The sequence below is a fragment of the Clostridioides sp. ZZV15-6383 genome (assembly GCF_020657735.1).
In the GTDB taxonomy this organism is placed as follows: domain Bacteria; phylum Bacillota; class Clostridia; order Peptostreptococcales; family Peptostreptococcaceae; genus Clostridioides; species Clostridioides difficile_D.
Genome location: NZ_JAGWCV010000002.1, coordinates 1 through 22,228, shown reverse-complemented (window position 1 = coordinate 22,228; position 22,228 = coordinate 1). Strand labels below are relative to the sequence as shown.

21 protein-coding genes and 2 pseudogenes are annotated in these 22,228 nt (G+C 27.0%); 7 read left to right on the top strand and 16 right to left on the bottom strand.

The window, feature by feature from the left end; translation table 11 throughout:
* Positions 1-12: 12 nt before the first annotated feature.
* From KGF42_RS01135 to KGF42_RS01125, 3 genes are all read right to left on the bottom strand, one after another.
* Complete coding sequence (locus KGF42_RS01135; protein ID WP_227825567.1) at positions 13-834, bottom strand: histidinol-phosphatase HisJ family protein; 822 nt, start codon at positions 832-834, stop codon at positions 13-15.
* Positions 835-1,025: 191 nt separating this feature from the next.
* Complete coding sequence (locus KGF42_RS01130) at positions 1,026-1,379, bottom strand: hypothetical protein (RefSeq protein ID WP_227825566.1); 354 nt, start codon at positions 1,377-1,379, stop codon at positions 1,026-1,028.
* A gap of 69 nt (positions 1,380-1,448) precedes the next feature.
* Positions 1,449-2,891, bottom strand: coding sequence for a cell wall-binding repeat-containing protein (locus KGF42_RS01125; protein ID WP_227825565.1), 1,443 nt, complete (start codon positions 2,889-2,891; stop codon positions 1,449-1,451).
* A 598-nt stretch (positions 2,892-3,489) separates the two neighbouring features.
* Between KGF42_RS01125 and KGF42_RS01120 the strand changes: the two genes are divergently transcribed.
* Positions 3,490-4,701, top strand: a complete 1,212-nt coding sequence (locus KGF42_RS01120; protein ID WP_227821371.1) for an ROK family transcriptional regulator — start codon at positions 3,490-3,492, stop codon at positions 4,699-4,701.
* Between the two features lie 91 nt (positions 4,702-4,792).
* Positions 4,793-5,308 (top strand): ferritin, encoded by a 516-nt coding sequence (locus tag KGF42_RS01115; RefSeq protein WP_003433890.1) that lies wholly within the window; start codon positions 4,793-4,795, stop codon positions 5,306-5,308.
* Between the two features lie 260 nt (positions 5,309-5,568).
* Here KGF42_RS01115 and KGF42_RS01110 read toward each other — a convergent pair whose 3' ends face one another.
* A complete protein-coding gene (locus KGF42_RS01110) occupies positions 5,569-5,787 on the bottom strand; it encodes an acetate--CoA ligase family protein (protein ID WP_255650911.1) in 219 nt (72 codons plus the stop codon).
* Between the two features lie 36 nt (positions 5,788-5,823).
* On the opposite strand from KGF42_RS01110, the gene KGF42_RS01105 reads away from it, so the two are divergent.
* On the top strand, positions 5,824-6,162 hold the full coding sequence (locus KGF42_RS01105) for a hypothetical protein (RefSeq protein ID WP_227825564.1): 339 nt from the start codon (positions 5,824-5,826) through the stop codon (positions 6,160-6,162).
* 119 nt (positions 6,163-6,281) lie between these two features.
* Here KGF42_RS01105 and KGF42_RS01100 read toward each other — a convergent pair.
* The 11 genes and pseudogenes from KGF42_RS01100 to KGF42_RS01050 all read right to left on the bottom strand — a co-directional run.
* A pseudogene (locus KGF42_RS01100) lies at positions 6,282-6,617 on the bottom strand (esterase family protein); the annotation flags it as partial.
* Between the two features lie 77 nt (positions 6,618-6,694).
* Positions 6,695-6,844 carry a hypothetical protein gene (locus KGF42_RS01095; RefSeq protein ID WP_227821373.1) on the bottom strand — a complete coding sequence of 50 codons (150 nt, stop codon included), beginning with the start codon at positions 6,842-6,844 and terminating at the stop codon, positions 6,695-6,697.
* 119 nt (positions 6,845-6,963) lie between these two features.
* Positions 6,964-8,130 (bottom strand): AI-2E family transporter, encoded by a 1,167-nt coding sequence (locus KGF42_RS01090; RefSeq protein ID WP_227825563.1) that lies wholly within the window; start codon positions 8,128-8,130, stop codon positions 6,964-6,966.
* A 148-nt stretch (positions 8,131-8,278) separates the two neighbouring features.
* The gene (locus KGF42_RS01085; protein ID WP_227825562.1) at positions 8,279-9,643 is read right to left on the bottom strand and encodes an aldehyde dehydrogenase; all 1,365 of its coding nucleotides are present in this window, start codon (positions 9,641-9,643) and stop codon (positions 8,279-8,281) included.
* 315 nt (positions 9,644-9,958) lie between these two features.
* Positions 9,959-10,483, bottom strand: a complete 525-nt coding sequence (locus KGF42_RS01080; protein WP_227825561.1) for a flavodoxin domain-containing protein — start codon at positions 10,481-10,483, stop codon at positions 9,959-9,961.
* A gap of 48 nt (positions 10,484-10,531) precedes the next feature.
* The gene (locus KGF42_RS01075; protein ID WP_054274170.1) at positions 10,532-11,029 is read right to left on the bottom strand and encodes a MarR family winged helix-turn-helix transcriptional regulator; all 498 of its coding nucleotides are present in this window, start codon (positions 11,027-11,029) and stop codon (positions 10,532-10,534) included.
* Between the two features lie 239 nt (positions 11,030-11,268).
* A pseudogene (locus tag KGF42_RS01070) lies at positions 11,269-11,895 on the bottom strand (HflX GTPase family protein); the annotation flags it as partial.
* Between the two features lie 19 nt (positions 11,896-11,914).
* Positions 11,915-13,747, bottom strand: coding sequence for an ABC transporter ATP-binding protein (locus KGF42_RS01065; protein ID WP_227821379.1), 1,833 nt, complete (start codon positions 13,745-13,747; stop codon positions 11,915-11,917).
* A complete protein-coding gene (locus KGF42_RS01060) occupies positions 13,740-15,986 on the bottom strand; it encodes an ABC transporter ATP-binding protein (RefSeq protein ID WP_227821380.1) in 2,247 nt (748 codons plus the stop codon). Before KGF42_RS01060 ends, KGF42_RS01065 begins: the two co-directional genes overlap by 8 nt.
* Positions 15,987-16,052: 66 nt before the next feature.
* Entirely contained in the window at positions 16,053-16,514 is a 462-nt protein-coding gene (locus KGF42_RS01055; RefSeq protein ID WP_227821381.1) for a MarR family transcriptional regulator, read from the bottom strand.
* A gap of 303 nt (positions 16,515-16,817) precedes the next feature.
* Positions 16,818-17,384 carry a beta-class carbonic anhydrase gene (locus tag KGF42_RS01050; protein WP_227821382.1) on the bottom strand — a complete coding sequence of 189 codons (567 nt, stop codon included), beginning with the start codon at positions 17,382-17,384 and terminating at the stop codon, positions 16,818-16,820.
* A 690-nt stretch (positions 17,385-18,074) separates the two neighbouring features.
* Between KGF42_RS01050 and KGF42_RS01045 the strand changes: the two genes are divergently transcribed.
* The 3 genes from KGF42_RS01045 (at position 18,075) to KGF42_RS01035 (ending at position 19,579) form a co-directional block, all read left to right on the top strand.
* Positions 18,075-18,413 carry a helix-turn-helix domain-containing protein gene (locus tag KGF42_RS01045; protein WP_227821383.1) on the top strand — a complete coding sequence of 113 codons (339 nt, stop codon included), beginning with the start codon at positions 18,075-18,077 and terminating at the stop codon, positions 18,411-18,413.
* Positions 18,414-18,434: 21 nt separating this feature from the next.
* Entirely contained in the window at positions 18,435-18,752 is a 318-nt protein-coding gene (locus tag KGF42_RS01040) for a helix-turn-helix domain-containing protein (protein ID WP_227821388.1), read from the top strand.
* 149 nt (positions 18,753-18,901) lie between these two features.
* A complete protein-coding gene (locus KGF42_RS01035; protein WP_227825559.1) occupies positions 18,902-19,579 on the top strand; it encodes a hypothetical protein in 678 nt (225 codons plus the stop codon).
* 550 nt (positions 19,580-20,129) lie between these two features.
* Here the strand turns inward: KGF42_RS01035 and aroD are convergent.
* Positions 20,130-20,897 (bottom strand): type I 3-dehydroquinate dehydratase, encoded by a 768-nt coding sequence (aroD, locus tag KGF42_RS01030; RefSeq protein WP_227825558.1) that lies wholly within the window; start codon positions 20,895-20,897, stop codon positions 20,130-20,132.
* A 437-nt stretch (positions 20,898-21,334) separates the two neighbouring features.
* On the opposite strand from aroD, the gene KGF42_RS01025 reads away from it, so the two are divergent.
* Positions 21,335-21,967: a CatB-related O-acetyltransferase gene (locus KGF42_RS01025; RefSeq protein ID WP_227825557.1), complete on the top strand. Its 633-nt coding sequence runs from the start codon at positions 21,335-21,337 to the stop codon at positions 21,965-21,967.
* Positions 21,968-22,228 lie beyond the last annotated feature (261 nt).

The window sequence follows — 22,228 nt, the reverse complement described above, 5'->3', positions numbered from 1 at the left end:
TCAAAACACGCTCTAAGCTATATTGTTAGATTTAACTTTTTCTATGTCAATAAAATAAGTTTCTCTTTCTTTAAATAAAGATACATATTTAAAATCAAGATACTTAAGCATATCATAAGCCACATCAAAATCTTTACATATATCTTCTACTCTATGAGAATCAGAACCTACAGTAACTATGAATCCTCCAAGTTCTTTATATCTTTTTAATATATCTTCATTAGGATGTATAGCATTTAGTCCATATCTATAACCAGAAGTATTTAGCTCTATACCACTCCCATTATTGATTATTGACTTCAAAACCTCATCAATAACATCTTTAAAGTCATTGTATATAACTCTATTATCTGAATATATTCCATACCTAGATATATAATCCAAATGCCCATATATATTGTAATCTCCAAATTCACGATTAGTTTCAAGTATACTATTAAAATATTTATAATATGCACCTTCTTTGCTCAGCCCTTTAAAGTACTCATTTGATGGAACAGGTATATTATCAATTGTATGAGTTGAACACAATATAAAATCAAAAGGATTAGAATTTATTATTTCTTCTATTTTATTTTTTAGATGTTTTCTATAACCAACTTCAACACCTAGTAATAACTCTATGTCCTTTTTATATTTTTCTTTAAACTTATTAAATACTGGAACATAGTCATTATAATTTATACAAAAACCTCTATCTTCATCATGTTCTAAATGGTCTGTAAAAGTTAAATATCTAACACCAATACTTATAGCCTTTTTTATTGTATCTTCCATTGAATCCTTTCCATCACTTGAAAAATTAGTATGAATATGATTATCTATTAAATTCATATTATCCCTCCCTTTATTTTATCTATCTTAATTATACAACAAGTTTATTGTATGCAATTGTTAAAAGCAAATTATAATGGTTAAATTTTATTTACATATTTATCTTTTTACACAAAAAAGAAGTATCTATGTTTGATTTTAGAAAATCATTAAAGATACCTCCCATTTATTCCATTTATATAGCCTTCAATTTAACTTTTAAAAGTCTTAATTTTGTAATAGAGCTTAGCTGTTATATGTCCAATCATATAAAAAGCTGCATACAGTAAAACATATATATATGCTGAATCGTTTAAAAATATATACATTAATACTATATAAGTTGATAAAGACACAATAAGTGATAAAATCCAACTAATTTTATTTAATGCACAAACTATCCCTTGTATTAAAAAAGAAATTGGAAAAATCAAAACCAGCCCTATTACAAAAATTCCCATAGATTGAATATCTGGAATATTAAATATATCTGTAGCAAAAGTTAAAAATATTAATACCATTATGATTGTAGGAAATATGATACTAAAAATGCTACTCTTTTTCATAATAATCATTCCTTATTTCTTGACTATTTGATAAGCTTAAGTAAGCATATCCTTAAACTAATACTTCAATTACTTTATTGACTCAATTTCTCTCATCATTCTAACTAAATCTTGTCCATATTGACCTCCAGCCCAATTATTAGATAGACTTTCAACTGTTTTGGCTTTCCCAAATAAAGATTTTTCATGTCTAGGGTCTACTGGATTTGAAAGTGGATAACCATCTTGTCCTGCATATAAGCATAAATGTTGAATTTGAGCTAGTATTCCCTCTTCCCAAGTATCAAATCTTGAATGTGCGTTCTTATCAGTATCAGAACCACCTACAGAAGTCTTAAGTCCACAAGGATTTTTAAATGACGCATCTAATACTCCACCAAAATTACAAAAACCAGTTTCTTTTGCAGATTGAGCTACTGCTAAGACAGGATTCACACCTTCCTGAACAGCAGTATCATATAATATTGGTATTAACTCTATAAATAAATCATTAGCTCTTTTAGATTTAGCCCATTTTAAGCAAGCTTCTAAGCTAGCTGTTGGCTGACCTAATATGCTTGTCTCATTTTTCATAGGTGAGTCACCTTTTGTAGATGAATCACCATTATTTTGTGCAGAAGAAACACACTTATTATACACACTATCACTTATTGAACCTAATCTAGTAATCTTATCTGCTCCTGCTAATATAGACTTATCACTACTTTCAGACACCAATACAATTGGATTTTCCTTAGCAATTGTAGAACCTGTAAGTGCATTTACTAAATCATATCCATCACTTAAATAAAATTCTGATGCATCTGGATAAAATTCTTTTATAACTTTCTTATTTGTGTCATATCTATCTGAACCACCAAGTCTTTTAGCATTAGTTTTGTTAACTAGGCTAGTACTCATAGATATACTTCCACCTACTGCATATGTTTTTACATTACTTGTTGAAAAAGGCACACTCTTTCCATCGGTAAGTACGATAGGCGCTACGTCTCTTACTGACACAGGTGCAGCACTTATAGTATCTGCTTCTCCTTTATATGCATTAGTTAGTATCACTTCATCAACTTTTTTAATACCACTTACCTCTTTAGCAACACTATAACTAGTCTTTATTCTGTCATCTCCGCCCAGTCTAGTTACTTGTGCTCCTGTTTTTTTCAGTTCAGTTTCAACTGACTTACTTATTGATAATTCTTTACCTATTATGTATATTTTTTTAACATTTTTTAATCTTTGTCTTGTTTCATTTGGTATTTTATTTTTTTGTGCAAGTAAAATTGGAGCATCAACAGCACCAGCAAGACCACTCGCTGAAAGACCATCTGCTATAGAATTATCCATATTTACCATGATTGCTGTATCATAACTCTTTTTATCTGCTATTAATCCAGCAGTCTCATATATATTGTTACCTTTAATCGTATCTGATGTTAATGCATTTACATTAGGCACATTTATTAGAAATATAGCTAATGTTAGACCTAATGTTAAAACTCTTCTAATTGTTCTCATATTCTTCCCCCTTGATATATCAAGTTTAATTCAAAAATGACTATAGCATAGTAGTACATCTACGCTATAGTCATTTATTATAATTTAATAATTATATATTTGTTATTATATCATAAATTACAAAAAGTTTCCATAATATTGTATAGATTAAAGGAAAAATTTACATTTTAGTTACAATTTCCCATATTTTACTTCTATTTTATATATATATGGTAACAATTTGTAATAAAAATCAATATTTATATTCTATATTTATTGTACTGCTTTACAAAATGAAATTTTATTGTATACAACAAATAGATTACAGCTTTACATAATCTATTTATTAATAAATCTTTTATCAATATCATTAAGGATGCACCCTGCATCAAGTTTATTATGTTTCAATTTTTTGATTAAGTATTTACTATTTATTTATATGTCAATCTACTTTTCTACCTTTAATTTAATTCTAACATATTTTTTATGTGTTTTATGATATATAATATGATATATTCTAATTAATGATATTTTCAAGTAAAAAAATGTTACTCTATTATAAAGTGATAGTATGCTTGAAAATAAATAAAACACTTAACTTTATTTAAGGAGATTTACGATGAGTAACAAACAAGGTTCTAATATAAAAGATGTAAAAATTAAAAATAAGTTAATAATATTGAAATTACTTTCTACAAATACACCTATGTCCAGAGTTGATTTAGCTAAGTCTACAGGTCTTACTAAAATGACTTTATCAAATCTAGTTACTGAACTTATTAATGAAAACATGATTAGAGAAATAGAGTCATCAACTTTAAATGCACATTCATCAGGTCGTAAACCTATTTTATTGGATATTTCTAATATATCACCTTGTATCTGTGGAATTCTAATAAGAAGAAATATATGTAAGGTAATTATTTCAGATTTGAAAGGTAATATTGTAAAACAACTTTCTGAAACTTACCCTAAATATCTATCAAATGATGTCTTAAAAGATATAATAAAGAGAATGTTTACTAAAATAATGAAAATCAATAATAGAGATATAATTGGAATTGGTATTTCTTCAATAGGTCCAGTAGATAATATAAATGGTACCATACTAAATCCTCCAGACTTTGGAAATGTATCAAACCTAAATATAGTAGATTTTATAAAAGAAATGTCTGATTTTCCAATATTTTTGATAAATGATGCTAATTCGGGTGCATTAGCAGAAAAAATGTATGGTTTAGGTAAGAATATATCAAATTATATATACCTACACATAATGAATGGTATTGGAGCTGGTCTAGTTCTAGAAAATAAACTTCATACTGGTAATCTAGGACAGAGCGGGGAAATAGGACATACATCAATTAATTTTAGTGGACCATTATGTAGTTGTGGTAATAATGGATGTCTAGATTATTACACAAGTGTCAGTAATCTAATTAAAAGAATTGAATCATTGAGCCATATTTATCCCAACTCTCCATTAATTAACTGTAAAGACTTTTCTTTAGTCAAGTTAATAGATGAGGCAAATAATAAAGATGCTCTTTCTATGTTTTTGCTTGATGAATTTTGTACATATGTATCATATGCATTGATTAATACACTTACATTGATTGATTGTAGTTCTATAATAATAGGCTATGACTTTAATATCCCTGGTACATTTATAGAAAATACATTATTAAAAAAATTGACTGCTTCAGCAAGTTTTTCTAAATATAAAAAAATAAGTGTAAGACATTCAAATTTTGGAGCAAATGCACCACTAATCGGCTCTATAGCCATTGTCAGTTATAATTTTTTTAATGGTAGTATAAATTTTTATTAAATATGTAAAATATTTAAACACTTTTATTGAATATTTTTCCATTTAATATTATTATATTTTATAAGAGCATTTAAAATTTGGAGGTATAAAAATGATTTCAGCTAAAATGGAAAAATTACTTAACGAGCAGATTAACCATGAATTATATTCTGCGTATCTTTACCTTTCTATGTCTTCTTACCTTGAAGCAGAAGGACTTAAAGGATTTTCTAATTGGTTTTATGTTCAATATAAAGAAGAGACAGACCATGCTATGTTTTTTTACAAATACTTACATAATGTAGGAGGAAAGGTTCAGCTTGATGCTATCCCAATGCCAGATTCAGACTTTACTTCTGCAATGGATATTCTTGAGCGTACATTGGCTCATGAAAAAAAGGTTACAGCTTTAATAAACAATTTAGCAGCTGTAGCAAACTCTGAGTCAGACTTTAGAACTTCTCAATTCTTACTTTGGTTTATATCTGAACAAGCAGAAGAAGAAACAAATTGTGAAGACAATATAAAACGTGTTAAACTTGCTGGAGAGGGTGGTCTATTCTTTGTTGACCAAGAATTTGCTAATCGTACATACGCAGCTCCAACAAATCCACCTGTGACAATATAATGTTTAAAAATTTTTAATATAATAAATAAGGTGTTTTAATGAAAATCAAGATTGATTCTGCCCATTAAAACACCTTTTATTATTCGTTTTATATGTAGTATTTTATTGTTTATACAGTACTATTTCACAATTAGACTTAAAACTATACTTTAAAATATTTTAACTTTAAATTTGGGGTGACTGAAAATCATACTATTTAATTTATAAAATGTGATTTTCAGCCGGTGCTTTAATCATGGTTGAATACCAAAACTTATAAACTATTTATATTTAACTATTAAGGCGTCTACTGCACATACACCTTTTCCTTTAGGATATACAAACATTGGATTTAAATCTATTTCCTTAACCTCATCCTTATTTTCATAAGCATATCTTCCTAACTTAACCATCATATCTGCAAGAACATCAATATCGCAAGGTTCACTTCCTCTATATCCATTTAAAAGCTTAAATGATTTTAATTTTTTAAGCATCATGATAGCTTCATCGTGATTTATAGTCGGAATTTTTATTTGGATATAGCTTATGAAGAAGCTATTTTAAGCTATCAACGAAATGTAACTGAAATGGTTATGAAAAGATATGTTAATGATAAAGAATCTATAGAACATGATGAGTTAATACTTTCTTGTATTGGTATACTTGCTATGAAACCTGAGATAATTAGGGTTTATATTTCACACAAGTACAATATATCTTCTCAAGCTGTAATAAAGTATTTTACAAAACAATTTCTCATTAACCTTGGTCATAGCACTGATTTATGCGAAGATATTTTAGAAGAGCTGAGTAAATACTATATAGATATAGTTGATAACTTCACTCCAATAATAACTCGCATAAGAACTTAATAGAATTTTATCGGATTCTTAGAGACTGAAATTTTAAAATCGCAATTGGATTTTAGGTTTTCAGTCTTTACTATATCTAAAGATATTTTAGAGTATTTTTTCTTAATAGTGCAAGTATTCTACACAATCATATCTATAAATTTTTTTATCCATAAATTCCAAAGACGCCATTCATGACCTCCAACACACTCTTCATATGTAATATCTATATTTAAAGACTCTGCATACTTCTTAAATGTCTGATTATTTTTATATAAAAAATCTCTATCACCACAGAATTGATAAATTTTAGGAATATCTTCATTTCTTTCTTTAAGATTCTTAAGTATGTAGAGCAAATCATTCTCACTATTTCTAGCACCTTCTGGTCTTCCAAAATCATGAAATAGGATATCTGCGTTAGTTTCTATTTGTTGATTTTCTAACTCATGAATCATATCAGGTGAACCAGAAAAACTTGCAACTGCTGAAAATTCTTTTGGTTTTGAAAGTGCTAACTTTAAAGCACCATACCCTCACATAGACATTCCAGCTACAAAGTTATCTTCTCTCTTATCTGATAGAGGAAATATAGCTCTTTACCAATAAAAAGTTCTTTTCCATTTGCTACAGGTAAAACTACAATTACATCAGTTTCTCCTCCTGTATATTTAGATTTAAATTTACATTCTATAAATGCCACAAAAAACACCTCTTCTATAATGATTTTATATCTAAAAAGCACCAAGAGTTTAGCTTTCTCAGTGCTTTAAATATTTCTTAACTTATATATTTTTAACTACAAATAACATCTGTTTTTGGCTACATATAATCGGAAGTATCTGTTGGTAATCCCTTCTTATCCAATTTACCTTCAATAATATCTTTAATTATAGAATAAATCACAGCAAACATAGGAACTCCTATAACCATTCCAATAAAACCTAATAGCTTTCCTGCAACCAATAATGAGAATAAAATCCAAAATGCAGATATACCAATTGAATCTCCAAGTATTTTAGGTCCTATAATATTTCCATCTATTTGTTGTATTATTAATATAATCAACAATAACCATAAAGCTTTTATAGGAGAAACAAACAATACTATTATTGTAGATGGTATCGCTCCAAATAAAGGTCCAAAGAAAGGAATAATATTTGTAATACCAATTATAACTGATATTAATAATGCATATGGCATTTTAACTACTGTAAGTATCACAAATGTTAGAATACCTATAATGAATGAATCTAATATCTTACCGCCTAGAAATCTTCCAAATGTATAGTTACTTCTGTGAGTTAACTCTAAAATTCTAGAAGCTTGTGTTTCTGTAAATAGGGCATAAGTTATTTTTTTACTTAATCCATAAAATTTTTCCTTATCAATTAGTAAGTATACTGAAACAATTAGTCCTAACACAATGTTCCATATACTAGAAGCTACATTCTTTAATATATTTCCTAATATTGGTATTAAATCTGTTACAAATTTTATGATGTATGCAACAAACTCATTCCATTTGTCTACTGCCAAACTAAAGTATTGTTCATCAAGATTTAAATCAATCATTAATTTATCAATAAGCTTAGTTGCATTATTTACATACATAGGTATATCATTTGCTAGTCCAACAATACTCTCAATTACTTGAGGCAATACGAAATACATAAATAAGTAAAGTATCAATGCGGCTGTTGCATATGTTAATAAAAGACCCAATCCTCTTTTTGATTTTTGTTTTAGGTTTTTTAATTTCTCACTTTTTATAAAAACTCTATCTTCATAAAACTTTAAAATAAAATTAAGAAGATATGCAATAGCAAATCCTATTATAAAAGGCTGTAAAGTTGTAAATATAGCATCTAAATTATTAGAAAACACATCAATTTGTGATGATACTAGATAAAATATAATACTAGAAGCAGTTATTATAAATGTATAAATTGCTATCGTTGTGTACTTTGTATTCCAATTAATTTTCATTTTTTCCTCCTTATTTCTATATAATTAAATTTTATCACAAAATCACCACTATTATAACAAATATGCCAAATTAAAATTTTAATTGCATAAAGTATATTCAAAATATAAACTTTTAATTTTATTTATGTTCATTTTTCTACAATATAAGCTACATTATCTTTTTAAGAATCTTAATTAATTTATCATTATATGGCGCATATCTAATAGGAATATCCAAATTTAATTTTTTTAACACACTCTTATAATGTGTAAATGTGTCAAATCCAGATTTTCCATGATATGAACCCATACCACTTTCACCAACGCCACCAAATGGCAAGTAATTCGTAGCTATATGCGTAATGGTATCATTTATGCAACATCCCCCTGATGGAATCATTTCTAAAATTTTATCTTCTAGATACTTATTTTTTGTAAAAATATAAACGGCTAATGGATTTGGTCTTTGTATAATTTCTTGTATGACTTCATCCAAATCTTTGTAAGTTAAAATAGGAAATATAGGGCCAAATATCTCTTCTTTCATTATATTATCATCCCAATTAGCATTGTCTACTATAGTTGGTTCTATTTTTAATGTTTTACTATTATAACTTCCACCATATACTACTTTGTCTGTATCAATAAGAGATACTATTCGCTTAAAATGTCTTTCATTTATGATTTTAGGAAATTGCTCATTATTACATGGATTATCTCCAAAATACTTATTGATATAATATTTTATTTTTTCTATTAATTCCTCTTTTCTATCTTCATGTACCAAGATATAATCTGGAGCCACACAGGTTTGCCCTGCATTTATTAGTTTTCCCCATGTAAGTCTTTTTGCAGTAAGGTCTATATCTGCATCTTTTAAAATAATACACGGACTTTTTCCTCCAAGCTCTAAAGTTATAGGAGTCAAATAATTTGATGCCGACTTCATAACTATTGTGCCAACATTAGTACTTCCTGTAAAAAATATATAATCAAATCTTTCTAAAAGTAATTTTTCACTTTCTTCCTGATTTCCTTGAACAACTGCAATATATTCTTTTGAAAAGTTATTTTCAATTATGTCATTAATAATATTGGATGTTGATACAGCGTATTCAGAAGGCTTTACTATGATGCAATTTCCTGCTGCCAATGACCAAACTAATGGTATAAGTGCTAATTGAAAGGGGTAATTCCAAGGTGACATTATGAGCGTAACACCATAGGGTTGTGGAATAATCTTAGATATAGATGGAAAATTAACCATACTTGATCTAACTCTTCTTGTCTTACTCCATTTTCTTATATTCTTTATAGCAAAATCTAATTCACTATAAAACATACCTACCTCTGTCATAAACCCTTCAAATTCCGATTTATTTAAATCTTTCTTTAGTGCTAAAAGTATTTTTTCTTCATTTTGTAATACAACTGACTTAAGTTTCTTTAACTGCTCTAAACGAAACGATATATCTCTTGTTTTACCTGTATTATAATATTTTCTTTGCATTTTAACTAACTCTTTTATCTCCATTGTTAGAAATCCTTTCTTTAAGAATTATACCAGTACATTTTTAGAAAAAGATTTAAATTTATCTTAACATTGTTTTTTATATCATAATAAATTCATCTCAATATAACATAAATCTTCCAATAAAAAAAGCCCCCTTATTAAGTATAAGTAAGCTTATAAAATAATTTATTTTAAAATCAACACTTTTTAAAATTATACCCTTATTGAAACAATTAAATTATCCATCTTTAATAATATTATTATTTTATAAATAATGTCTAATAAATTTCTATAGAGTCTAACTTTAGATAATAAATAATTGTAAGTATATACCTCTTAAAGTGCTCTTATATAATCGAGTATTGGGTCTAGATTTTCTTTATTACACCAATCAAAAGCTTCTCCAGACAATAAAGGTGCTTCTATTGGTTTAAGACCTTGACGTTCTTTTTTAGCTATAGATTTTTTAAAAAAGCTACAAAGAGTATAGTCTAGCAAAGACATTTTTGTCTCATCCCATGCCCCACGACAATAAAAACAAGGAACATTATTTAATTCACCCTTAAAGTTTACTTCTTTTAATCTCTTTATTACTTCATCATTATATGGAGTAGCTCCTACACCAAATACTACTAGATTTTTTTTCTGTAATTCTTTATAATTTTTTTTAAAAAAAGAAATTCCTGCTATATTACAAGCATAAAGACCTCCTCCTAAAATAATCGTATCATACTTCAAAACCTTTTCTATATTAATATTCTTAGTTTCAAAAATATCACAAGACAATAATTCTGAAAGCCATTTAGCATACTTCTTTGTTGAACCATATTTACTCTTATAAATCACTACTACATTTTTCATATAAATTGCCCCCTTTTTGATACCATACAAAGTTGATTTGACACTTGCTTACTCTCCAAGGTCATTATTTTCTACATAATTCTTTATATTTTCAATTCCTGTACTTAATTTCATAATTCCAAAAAATAATTGTTCCACTTCTTTCTCTGTAAAATCTTTAAATAAAAGCTGTAATACTTTTTCCTGCATACCTCTTACTTTTTCAGAATACTCTTCCACTTTATCTTTTGTTAGAAGACAAGTAGCTCTTGAATCTTTTTCATTTTGCTCAATTTGTATAAAACCTTTCTTTTCTAAAGCAATAGCCAATTTTTTTACATTTTGTCTTGAACACCCCATTAGTTCTCCAAGTTTAGTTAAGGTAAGAGTTTCATCTACAGACTCTGCAATAGCTAAAAGTAACCATTGTTTCATTGTTAGTTCTGGGTCTAATTTATCACATGTAGTTTGAAGTTTATTTTGCATTACAAATATACTTGCAAATATAGCTTGTTTTCTACTATCATCATCTACCATAAATTTTTTCATTAAAGTTTCTACATCCATTATTATATACCTCTCTTTATCTTAGATTTTAATTTTTTAATAATTTCAAATAGTAACTAGTTACTATATATTATAGTAATTAGTTACTACTATGTCAATAAATTTATTTTTATTATAAATAGCAAAACGGCATAGCTTTATGCCATACCGTTTCACAAAATCATATTTTACAATCATTCTATAAGTTATTATAAAATTATACATTAAATATATTTCAAGTTATAATAACTTTTCAAAACTTACTCTAAAACATACTTTCTATACTTATTATATTCTATATTGCTACATTCCACATCTAAAAGAGTCCCTTCTTCTCTGTATTCTGTATTTATAACACTTGTATTCTCATTAAAATAAGAAGCTACATGACCTTTGTCATATGGAATTAAGAGCTTGCATCTTATATAATCTTTAAATATACTATCACAAATACATTTTATCATTTTGTCTATGTTTATATTTTCTTTAACCGAAATAAAGAGACCTTCTTTATCTATACCACCTACAACATTATCTAATAAATCTTCATCAATTAAATCAATTTTATTATATATATGAATTATAGGTATATCATTTGCACCAATTTGTTTTAGAGTATCTTCTGTTACTTTAATATGACTTTTATAGCTTGGATTTGAAATATCAACAACATGTAACAATATATCTGCTTCACATGCTTCTTCTAATGTTGATCTAAATGCTTTTACTAAATCATGTGGTAGATTACTTACAAACCCAACAGTATCATACAATAAAAATTCTTTGTTATTTACAAGAACTATATTTCTAACAGAAGTTTCTAGTGTGGCAAATAGCATATTCTTCTCAAACACTTTCTTTTCTTCAGAATTCTTAATAATACTCATATACTAAGACAATTCTTTATTACATTGCTTCATCTTCTTCAAATTGAGAATTGTAAAGATTAGCATAGAATCCGCCTTTCTTTAGAAGTTCCTCATGATTTCCTTGTTCAACTATATCTCCATCATTCATAACTAGAATCATATCAGCATCACGTATAGTTGATAATCTATGGGCTATTACAAAACTTGTTCTACCTTCCATAAGATTATCCATAGCTTTTTGAATCAGTACCTCTGTTCTAGTATCGACAGAACTTGTAGCCTCATCTAATATCAAGATTTTAGGGTCAGCTAAAATAGCACGAGCTATAGTCAATAATTGTTTTTGACCTTGAGAAACATTACTTGCTTCTTCATTTAATTTCATCTTATATCCATCTGGTAATGTCTTAATAAATCTATGAACATGTGCAGATTTAGCAGCCTCTATAACTTCTTCATCTGTAGCATTCAACTTACCATATCTTATATTTTCCATAATTGAACTACTAAATAACCATGTATCTTGAAGAACCATACCAAACATTTCTCTAAGCTCGCTACGATTGAAATCTTTAATATTATGACCATCAATCAATATTGAACCACTATTAACATCATAAAACCTCATTAAAAGTTTAACTATTGTAGTTTTTCCCGCTCCTGTAGGTCCAACAATAGCAACTTTTTGACCAGGTTTAACATTTACTGAAAAATCATTTATTATAGTCTTGTTTGGATTATATCCAAAGTTAACATTTTCAAAATCAATTTTGCCTTCTAGGCCATCTATTGAAACTGCATTTTCAACAATTTGGTCTTCCTCTTCCTCTTCTAAAAACTCAAATACTCTTTCAGAAGCTGCTGCTGTTGATTGTAGCAAGTTGGCAACCTGTGCAATCTGAGTCATTGGCTGTGTAAAGTTTCTTACATATTGTATAAATGATTGTATATCCCCAACCTCAATAGTTTTCTTAATTGCAAGCCAACCTCCTAAAATTGATACCATTACATATCCTAAGTTTCCAATAAACATCATAAGTGGTTGCATTATACCTGATAAAAATTGAGATTTCCATGCTGAATTATACAAGCTATCATTTAACTTATCAAATTCTTCAATTACTTCATCTTCACAATTAAATGCTTTTACTATTGTTTGACCACTATAAGTTTCCTCAACTTGACCATTTACATTTCCTAAATATTCTTGTTGATATCTAAAGTATTTTTGTGATTTCTTTACTATTCTTGAAATTACAAACATTGATATTGGTAATATTAAAATTGCTACCAATGTCATAATCCCACTTATAGATAACATCATTATCAAAACACCTATCATAGTTGTTACTGATGTTATAAGCTGTGTCATACTTTGATTTAAACTTTGGCTTAGAGTATCTATATCATTCGTAATTCTTGATAATATTTCACCATGTGTCTTAGTATCAAAATATTTCATTGGCAATCTATCCAATTTTACGGAAATCTCTTTTCTTAAATTATAGGATACTTTTTGAGAAATTCCACTCATTATAAATCCTTGTACAAAAGAGAATAATGCACTTATCAAATAAAGGCAAAGTAAAAATGCTAAGATTTTTCCAATTGCATTGAAATCTATACCTACATTTCCTCCAGAAACCTTACTCACTAATCCTTCAAATATCTTTGTAGTTGCCTTACCTAAAATTTTTGGACCTACTATAGAAAATGATGCACTACCAATAGCAAATACAATTACTAAAATTATTGATATTTTAAATTTAGATAAGTATGCAATTAGTTTTCGCATAGTCCCTTTAAAGTCATTTGCTTTTTGTCCTACTCCCATAGATTTTCCCATAGGACCTCTTCCCATTCTACTCATTAGCTAGCTCCTCCTTTGAAAGTTGTGATAAAGCTATTTGCTCATAAACTTCGCAATTTTTTAGAAGCTCTTTATGTGTTCCTATTCCAACTATTTCTCCTTCATTTAATACAATTATTTGTTCTGCATGTAAGATAGTACTAATTCTTTGTGCAACTATTAGTACAGTACTTTCAGCGGTTTTTGATTTTAAAGCCTTACGAAGAGCTGCATCAGTCTTTAAGTCAAGTGCTGAAAAACTATCATCAAATATATAAACTTCTGGATTTTTTGCTATTGCTCTTGCAATAGAAAGTCTTTGTTTTTGACCTCCAGACACATTTGTTCCACCTTGAGAGATTTCAGTTTTAAAAGCTTCTGGTTTAGAATCAATAAATTCTATGGCTTGAGCTATATCAGCTGCTATTCTCATTTCTTCCTCTGTTGCGTCTTTTCTACCATATTTTAAGTTGGATTCTATAGTACCAGAGAATAATACTCCTTTTTGAGGTACATATCCAATTTTTTCCCTTAAATCATGTTGAGAAACATTTTTTATATTAACTCCATCAAATAATATTTCTCCCTCAGTAACATCAAAGAAACGGGGAATTAAATTTATAAGAGTTGACTTACCGCTACCAGTACTTCCTATAAAAGCAGTTGTCTCTCCTGGTTTTGCTGTAAAAGATATATTTGTTAATATAGGTTCTTCTGCATCTGGGTACATGAATGAAACATTTTTAAATTCAACAAGACCTTTTTTATCTTCTTTAAATTCTTGTGCTTCTGATTTTTCTGGGTCTTTAATACTTATATCTGATACTAATACTTCATCTATACGTGTAGCTGAAACAGACGCTCTTGGAAGCATGATAGATATCATTGATATCATCAAGAATGACATTATTATTTGCATTGTATATTGTATAAACGCCATCATATCTCCAACTTGCATTACTCCAGAATCAACACTATATGCACCCCTCCAAACTATAAGAACTGTGATAAGGTTCATTATAAGCATCATAGCAGGCATCATACATGTCATGACCCTATTTACAAAAAGATTTGTTTTAGTTAGATTTTTATTTGCTTCATCAAATCTTTTTTCTTCATGTTTCTCAGTACTAAAAGCTCTGATAACTGGAATACCAGTAATTATTTCACGACTTACTAAGTTTAACTTATCAACAAGCTTTTGAACTAGTTTAAACTTAGGCATAACTACTGAAAATAACACTACAATTAATGATAAAATAGCAACTACTGCTACTGCTATAATCCATGCCATTGAAGTATTTGTGTTTAAGACCTTTATTACCCCACCTATAGCCATTATAGGTGCATAGAATACTATTCTAAGCAACATAACCATCAACATTTGTATTTGTTGAATATCATTCGTACTACGAGTAATTAACGAAGCTGTAGAAAATTCATTCATTTCAGTATTTGAAAATGACATAACTTTTCTAAAGACTCCACTTCTCAGATTTCTACCTACACTTGCTGCTACTCTTGCTGCTAAGAATCCTACTGTTATTGTTGCTACCATACTAATCATAGCTATCCCAAGCATTTTAGCCCCAGTAAATAATATATAATTATTTTGAGTTTTTTCTGTATCAATACCTATTTTCTCATACTCTGACTTTACATATGATACTGAACTTTGTGTTATCATGCTCTCTGGCATACCTTCAAAGCCTTTGCTCATCTCTTTAGTCAATGTATCTAACTTATCTTTTGGCATTGCTGATAACAATTTAAATACATCAATATCTCCACCTTGAGTAGCCTGTGGTGGAAGTTGGCTCATTAGTTGAGCTTTCATCACTTTGACTTCTTTACTATCACCTTCAAGTCCTGATACTATTAAAATAGCTTTCCCAAAAATAGTGTTTAAATCATCTATAGTATCTTTATCTTTAGTATTTAACTCATAAAGAGATTCATCTTTTAGTCCTGGATACTTATCTTTATACTTAGTATAATCCTCCTTATTCAATAAAGTATAATTATCTAGTACTTTATCCTTACTATTTTTATCCATGAATAAAGTAATTTTATCTAATTCTCCCTCTCTAATCACAGATGGAACAGAGTTTTCTACTCCACCTTGTTGTATACCTACATTTACTATATTGGATGTGTATTCTGGTAAAGAAAGGTCACATACCGCTTGAACTACCAATAGACAAACTATTATTGCTATTGATAATGCCGATTTCTTTAAATATTTAATTAATTTAAACATACATTTCTTCCTTTCTGTAATATTAATTAGTCTAATGACATTGAATTGAAAAATATTATTTTAACTTTAAAAGTATTTTTCATCTTCATGTTTATGACACCCTTCTTTTAAATTATCTCGTACTTGCATTAGGAGTCTTCTAAGTACTATTTTTTCCTCTTCACTAAATCCTAAAAAGAATTCTCTTTCTAATTCCTTATTAAATTCCTCAACTTTATTGCATGTTTCTAAGCCTTTATCTGTTAAAAAAATCCTAGATACTCTTTGGTCTTTTTCATCTTGTTTTCTTTCTACAAGTCCAGCTTTTTCCATCCTCTTTATCATAACTGTAGTTGTAGATGCTTTTACTTTTCTTTTATCTGCTAATTCCTTTTGACTTTGCCCATTTTTCATTTTTAGAGAAAAAAGTATTTGTGGCTGACCATGATACAAGCCTAATTTATCAAAATAAAAATGAGTTCTTATAAAATATATTCGCATTAATTGCAAGAAAACATCATTTAATTTTTCTTCAGAATTACTATTCATACTTGCCCTCCTTATTTTTACATTACTTAGTCGGCTAAGTATTATTTTACTATATCGTATACTTTTTTTCAATATATTTATAAAAAATTCATATAAATTTCATTTATTAAATGTTTTTACATCATATAGTTATAATTTTAATAAGTAATAGTAAGATTTTTAATTAGTCAGCTACTTATATTTTTATTGTAAAGCTTCAAATAAACCCTTTCATATCTTTCCAAGCAAAAAAATTGTCCCAAAATAAATTTTGAGACAACACCCTATTTAAGTAGTATATTTCTTATATAATACTATAATATCCTACTTATCTTCATATCCATTTACAACAACATCTAACTTTCCAGTCTCTGGTGATATGATTAGTCCATGTACAATAATCCTATCTGGAATCAAAGGATGTCCTTTTATTAAATAAATACTATCTTTTACAGATTCTTCTGCAGAATCAAATCCATGTAACCATTGTTTTGTATCAATGCCAGCACTACGAAGTGTAAGTATCACATCATTAGATATTCCCCTATCTAAAATTTTACTAAGCAATTTATCTGTATCAACATTACACATACCACATCCATGGTGTCCTACAACTATAACCTCATCTACATCAAATTCATAAATTGCAACTAGAACACTTCTCATAATACTTCCAAAAGGATGCATTATAGTAGCTCCTGCATTTTTTATTAGCTTCACATCTCCATTTTTCAAATTCATAGCCTTAGGCAAAAGTTCAGTTAATCTTGTGTCCATACAAGATAAGACTACTATTTTTTTATTTGGATGTTTTGAAGTCACATATTGTTCATATTCTTTGCTCTCTACAAATGATTTATTATATTCTAATATCTCTTCAAGTTTTCTCATATGTAATCTCACTCTCTTTAAAAATTTTTTTATTATTATATCACTATTGAACTGCAATATATACATATATAATTTAATTTATATTTATTAAGTATTTTTATAAAATTATTACTCTACTGTAAATCTTACATATAACTTATGTTTATAAGTATTTACATATTTATTTTTTTATAATCGAAGCTAGTATTATATATTTTCATTATTTATTTAATTAAATATTTTTTTGAAATCTTATTCAAAAAATTCTCACTTATAATTACTTTTTTATTTCACTTCTATATTATTAGATTTAAAAATATTGACATTACTAATGGAATAATCAAGCTTAAAATACTCATCAAAAAATTTTCTAGATACATTAATTATTCAACACTATGAAATCTAAAATTATTTAAATTTTCAAAATATATTCCATGTATATAATATGTAATTGTAATAAAAAATGCTATAATTAACATATTATTATTTCATTTTATCATTGTAGTATGGGTATGAAATTACGAAAAATATTTGTCTAGTTGAAAATATGATTTATTCGTATTTGTTTATTGTAGATACAGACTATGCAAAATAAATAGTACTTATTTCAGTATATAAACATATATAGTCTACATTTAGACCAAAAAAGCATAAATAGTCTATATAAAACAGCTTAAACTATGAATATAATCTAAGGTAGAGGGATAATAATTGGCAAATATTGGAAAAATAATAGGAGATAGAATAAAAGTCTATAGAACAAAATTAGGATATAGTCAAGAATTTCTTGCAGAAAAGGCAGGTTTACACACAACATATATTGGTCAGATTGAAAGAGCTGAAACAAATACATCTATCAGTATTATAATGAAAATTGCTACTGCTTTAAATATACCACTGGAATTGTTATTTGCAAATATTATTACAGCAGAAGGCATTGATAACTCTATACCTTTAGAATGTTATGAAATGATTAATAAATTAACTAAAAAAGAACAAATTGCAATGTTAGAGTTAATAAAATGTATCATTAAATATAAAGAAATATAAGTGAGGGAAATAGTGAAAATAATGAATTACATAGGTAAAAGACTTAAAGAAGAACGTAAAAAAGCGAATTTAACTTCAAAAGAGTTTGCAAATATGGTTGGAGTATCGCCTTGGTATATAACTCAAATCGAAAGTGGTAAAAAAAATCCAAGTCTTAAAACATTCATAAAATTTGTAAGTGTATTAAATATCTCTGCAGATGTTCTTATAAAAGACATTACTCCCATTGGAAAGACATATTTAGAAAATGATATAAACGAAGAGTTAAAACGCTTAAATTCAAGAGAGTTAAATCTGATATTACAAATTATAGATACCATAAAAAAGAATAGAATATAATTCCTTATATTTTATATAAACAAAAAGGTTATTTGAAATAAATAACCTTTTTTTGTCTTTTTGTGTTAACATTGTCTTATAGTGCTAATGAGTACTATTAGACCATGTTCTGTGGCCTTATTTTAATATAAAACGATTGGGGATAAGCTATGATTGTGATTGAAGGTAGCGATAAATTTAAGATTGCAAAAGAATATATTGATGTAGAATATACTCTTTTTATCAAAGTGACTTTCAGGTATAAAAAGTTGAAATTTAAAGATAATACTGAATTGAAAAAAATTAAAATGTTTAAATATGAGAATGACTACATACCTAATAAATTAAACCTTTCTTTGAGATATGAGTTTTGTTCTTATAAAAAACATATACTTAGAGAAACTGTGGACACTTTAAGATTGACAGAAATTTTTTCAAGTGACAATATAGAAGATATTAAATTTATAAAAGATGATACAAAAAAACTAGAAATTAGCATAGAGAAAGTTGTAAAATTTAAACGTCGAAAAAACAGAAATTATGTTTGTTGTTATTGTCCTGATATGTATAAAGACATAAAACTCGACAAGGAATCTATAAATAAAATATATAACAGAAAAATAAAAATTGAAAAAGAAGTTAATATTTTTGAAGATGAAGATGTTCTAATAAATAAAAAAGTATTTAAATTTCCAAAATCTTGGACAAAGAATATGCAAAAATATTGGTTAAACGAAAATAAGTATCCTATATATTCTAGTGTCATTGATGATGATAGGTATAAATGTTGTAACGTACAATATTCCAAAAATAGAGTGATAATCTTATATTACATATATAATTTTTAGAGTACATGATTATAAAAAAGTAAAAAGAATGACAAACATAAATAACACAAATTTTACATCTAAAGGTACATAGTATTAAAATGCACTATAAAAAATAACAAAGTGTAAAATTGCTTATATAGTCTAATATGTTTCTATATCAAAATTTTCACTTTTTCAATATATATCTTCTAATTTAGATAAAATCGTCATTATTGAAACTTACTGTCTATAAATAACAGAAATATTAGCATATTATCTATAATCTAATATTTAATAGTTTTTAATGGCATATTTTAAATATGCCATAGTTGATTTATAAGATTTCCTACAATCCAAGTTCACTATATAACATCAGACAACATCATTTTCTATAATTACTTTCAGAATACATACATTAAATAGTTACTTTTCAGATATCACGTAATTACCTAATTTAAATTTTACTATCTGAAAAGTTTTTTATATTTGATTTATACATCTTAAAGAGTATTCACTTTTCATTAGATATACATAATGTAAAAACATACCAATAAACACTATCCAATATTACTTTTCAGCTTTAATTAAACTAGTTAATACTCTTATGCAATAAATTGAGTGCTGAGTTTAATTCTTTAAATGATATCTGCCCTGGTGCTGAAACATTTTTAGCTGCTCCAAAGGTCAACGCAGAACCAAATATTTCTCCACATAATCGACTTATAACTCCCACTCCTGACATTGACATTGTTACTATTGGTCTATCTGCATAAATTCTAAACATTTCATTTGTAGCTTCAAGTAGCACCAACACATCTTTTTCATTTTGTGGCATAACAGCTATTTTAGGTAAATCTGCCCCTAATTCCTGCATCCTACATAAACGAGATATAATCTCTTCTTTTTTTGGAGTTTTATTAAAATCATGATTAGATATAATTACTTTCACTCCTTTTTTATGAGCAAAATTAACTACTTCCTCTACAATTTCATCTCCTATAAATAACTCTACATCTAATAAATCTATTAAGCCTGTATTGGAAATTTCTTTATTCAAAGTAATATAATAATCTTTTGATATTAATTTTTCTCCCCCTTCTACTATACTTCTAAATGTGAATAATAAAGGTATATTAGATATGTAACTTTTTAATTCATAAAGAGTATTCTTAACTTCTTGAATATTTTCCACATTCTCAAAAAAATCAACTCGCCACTCTATAACATCTAAACATTCTTCTTTTAATTCTTTGACCTCTTTTATAATATCTTCTTTATTTTTTCCGATAATTGGTACACAAATTTTAGGTACACCTTCTCCAATATTAATATTTTTTACTTGCACTATCTTTTTCATATTCCCCTCCATAATTAGAAATCTCATAAGATATTTTCTCTTTTCTTCACAGTTCTATTATACAGTAAAAATCCTATACTCTATAACAATACTAACTCAAAAATAATTTATATAAGCATAGTTCTACCATATCTAACATATCATAGTCAAATTACTATTAAAAATTAAGCATCTACTAAACATTAATATTATTCAAATTAAAAATTATTTTATATTAATGTAAATTAAATAGTTGCAAGTTTTATTATCTTGATATATAATCAATTAAAAATATAATTGTTATAAAATACTACATAGTTAAAAGTCTGTTTTTAAATACAAAATATATAGATTATAAATTGAAATATGGATACTATCTAAGGAGTGATTTTGTGAAGAGATGTATTGTAATAGTGGAATAGTCAAAGCACAACATATTACAAAGGAGAGATTTAAACATGACTATTCCAAATTCAAATAAAATATACCCAAGAAGTAATGATTATCAAACTGTATATCTTAAAAATGTAATCACAAGAGAAAATATAGAAGTTGGAGATTATACAATATATAATGACTTTTATAATGACCCAAGAGATTTTGAGAAAAACAATGTATTATATCATTACCCTATAAACAATGATAAATTAATAATTGGTAAGTTTTGTTCAATAGCATGTAACGCAAAGTTTCTAATGACTAGTGGAAATCACACAATGAAATCACAATCTACATATACTTTTCCTATCTTTTATGAAGAATGGGGACTAGATGTCAATCATATAACTGATGCTTGGGACAATAAAGGAAATATTATAATTGGAAATGATGTATGGATAGGCTATGATGCTATAATTATGTCAGGTGTACATATTGGTGATGGTGCAATTATTGGAACAAGAGCAATAGTTACTAATGATGTCCCACCATATTCTATTGTTGGAGGAATACCTGCAAAGATTATAAAAAAGAGATTTAGTAATGATACAATTTCAAAGTTATTAGAAATTAAATGGTGGGATTGGTCATCAAAAAAAATTCAATCAAACATTCAGCATATTAAATCACGAAATATTGATAAATTAGTTTAATATTTTGTGATTCTTTATCTTAAACTAGATTTTAATGATTCTCTTTATAAGAGCTTCTTTAAGACTTTAGTATTGTATTTAATATATTCAAAATTAATGCAATACTAAAATCAAAAATAAAAAGTAAAGTAACTTTAGGGTCTTTAAAATAAAGTGTGTATTCTTCTAAAAAGTGGTGATAATTAAAATATTAAATATCACTATATAAAGGAAGGTGCACACTTTTTATGTTTAACAAAAACGAAATATTAAAAAAACTTA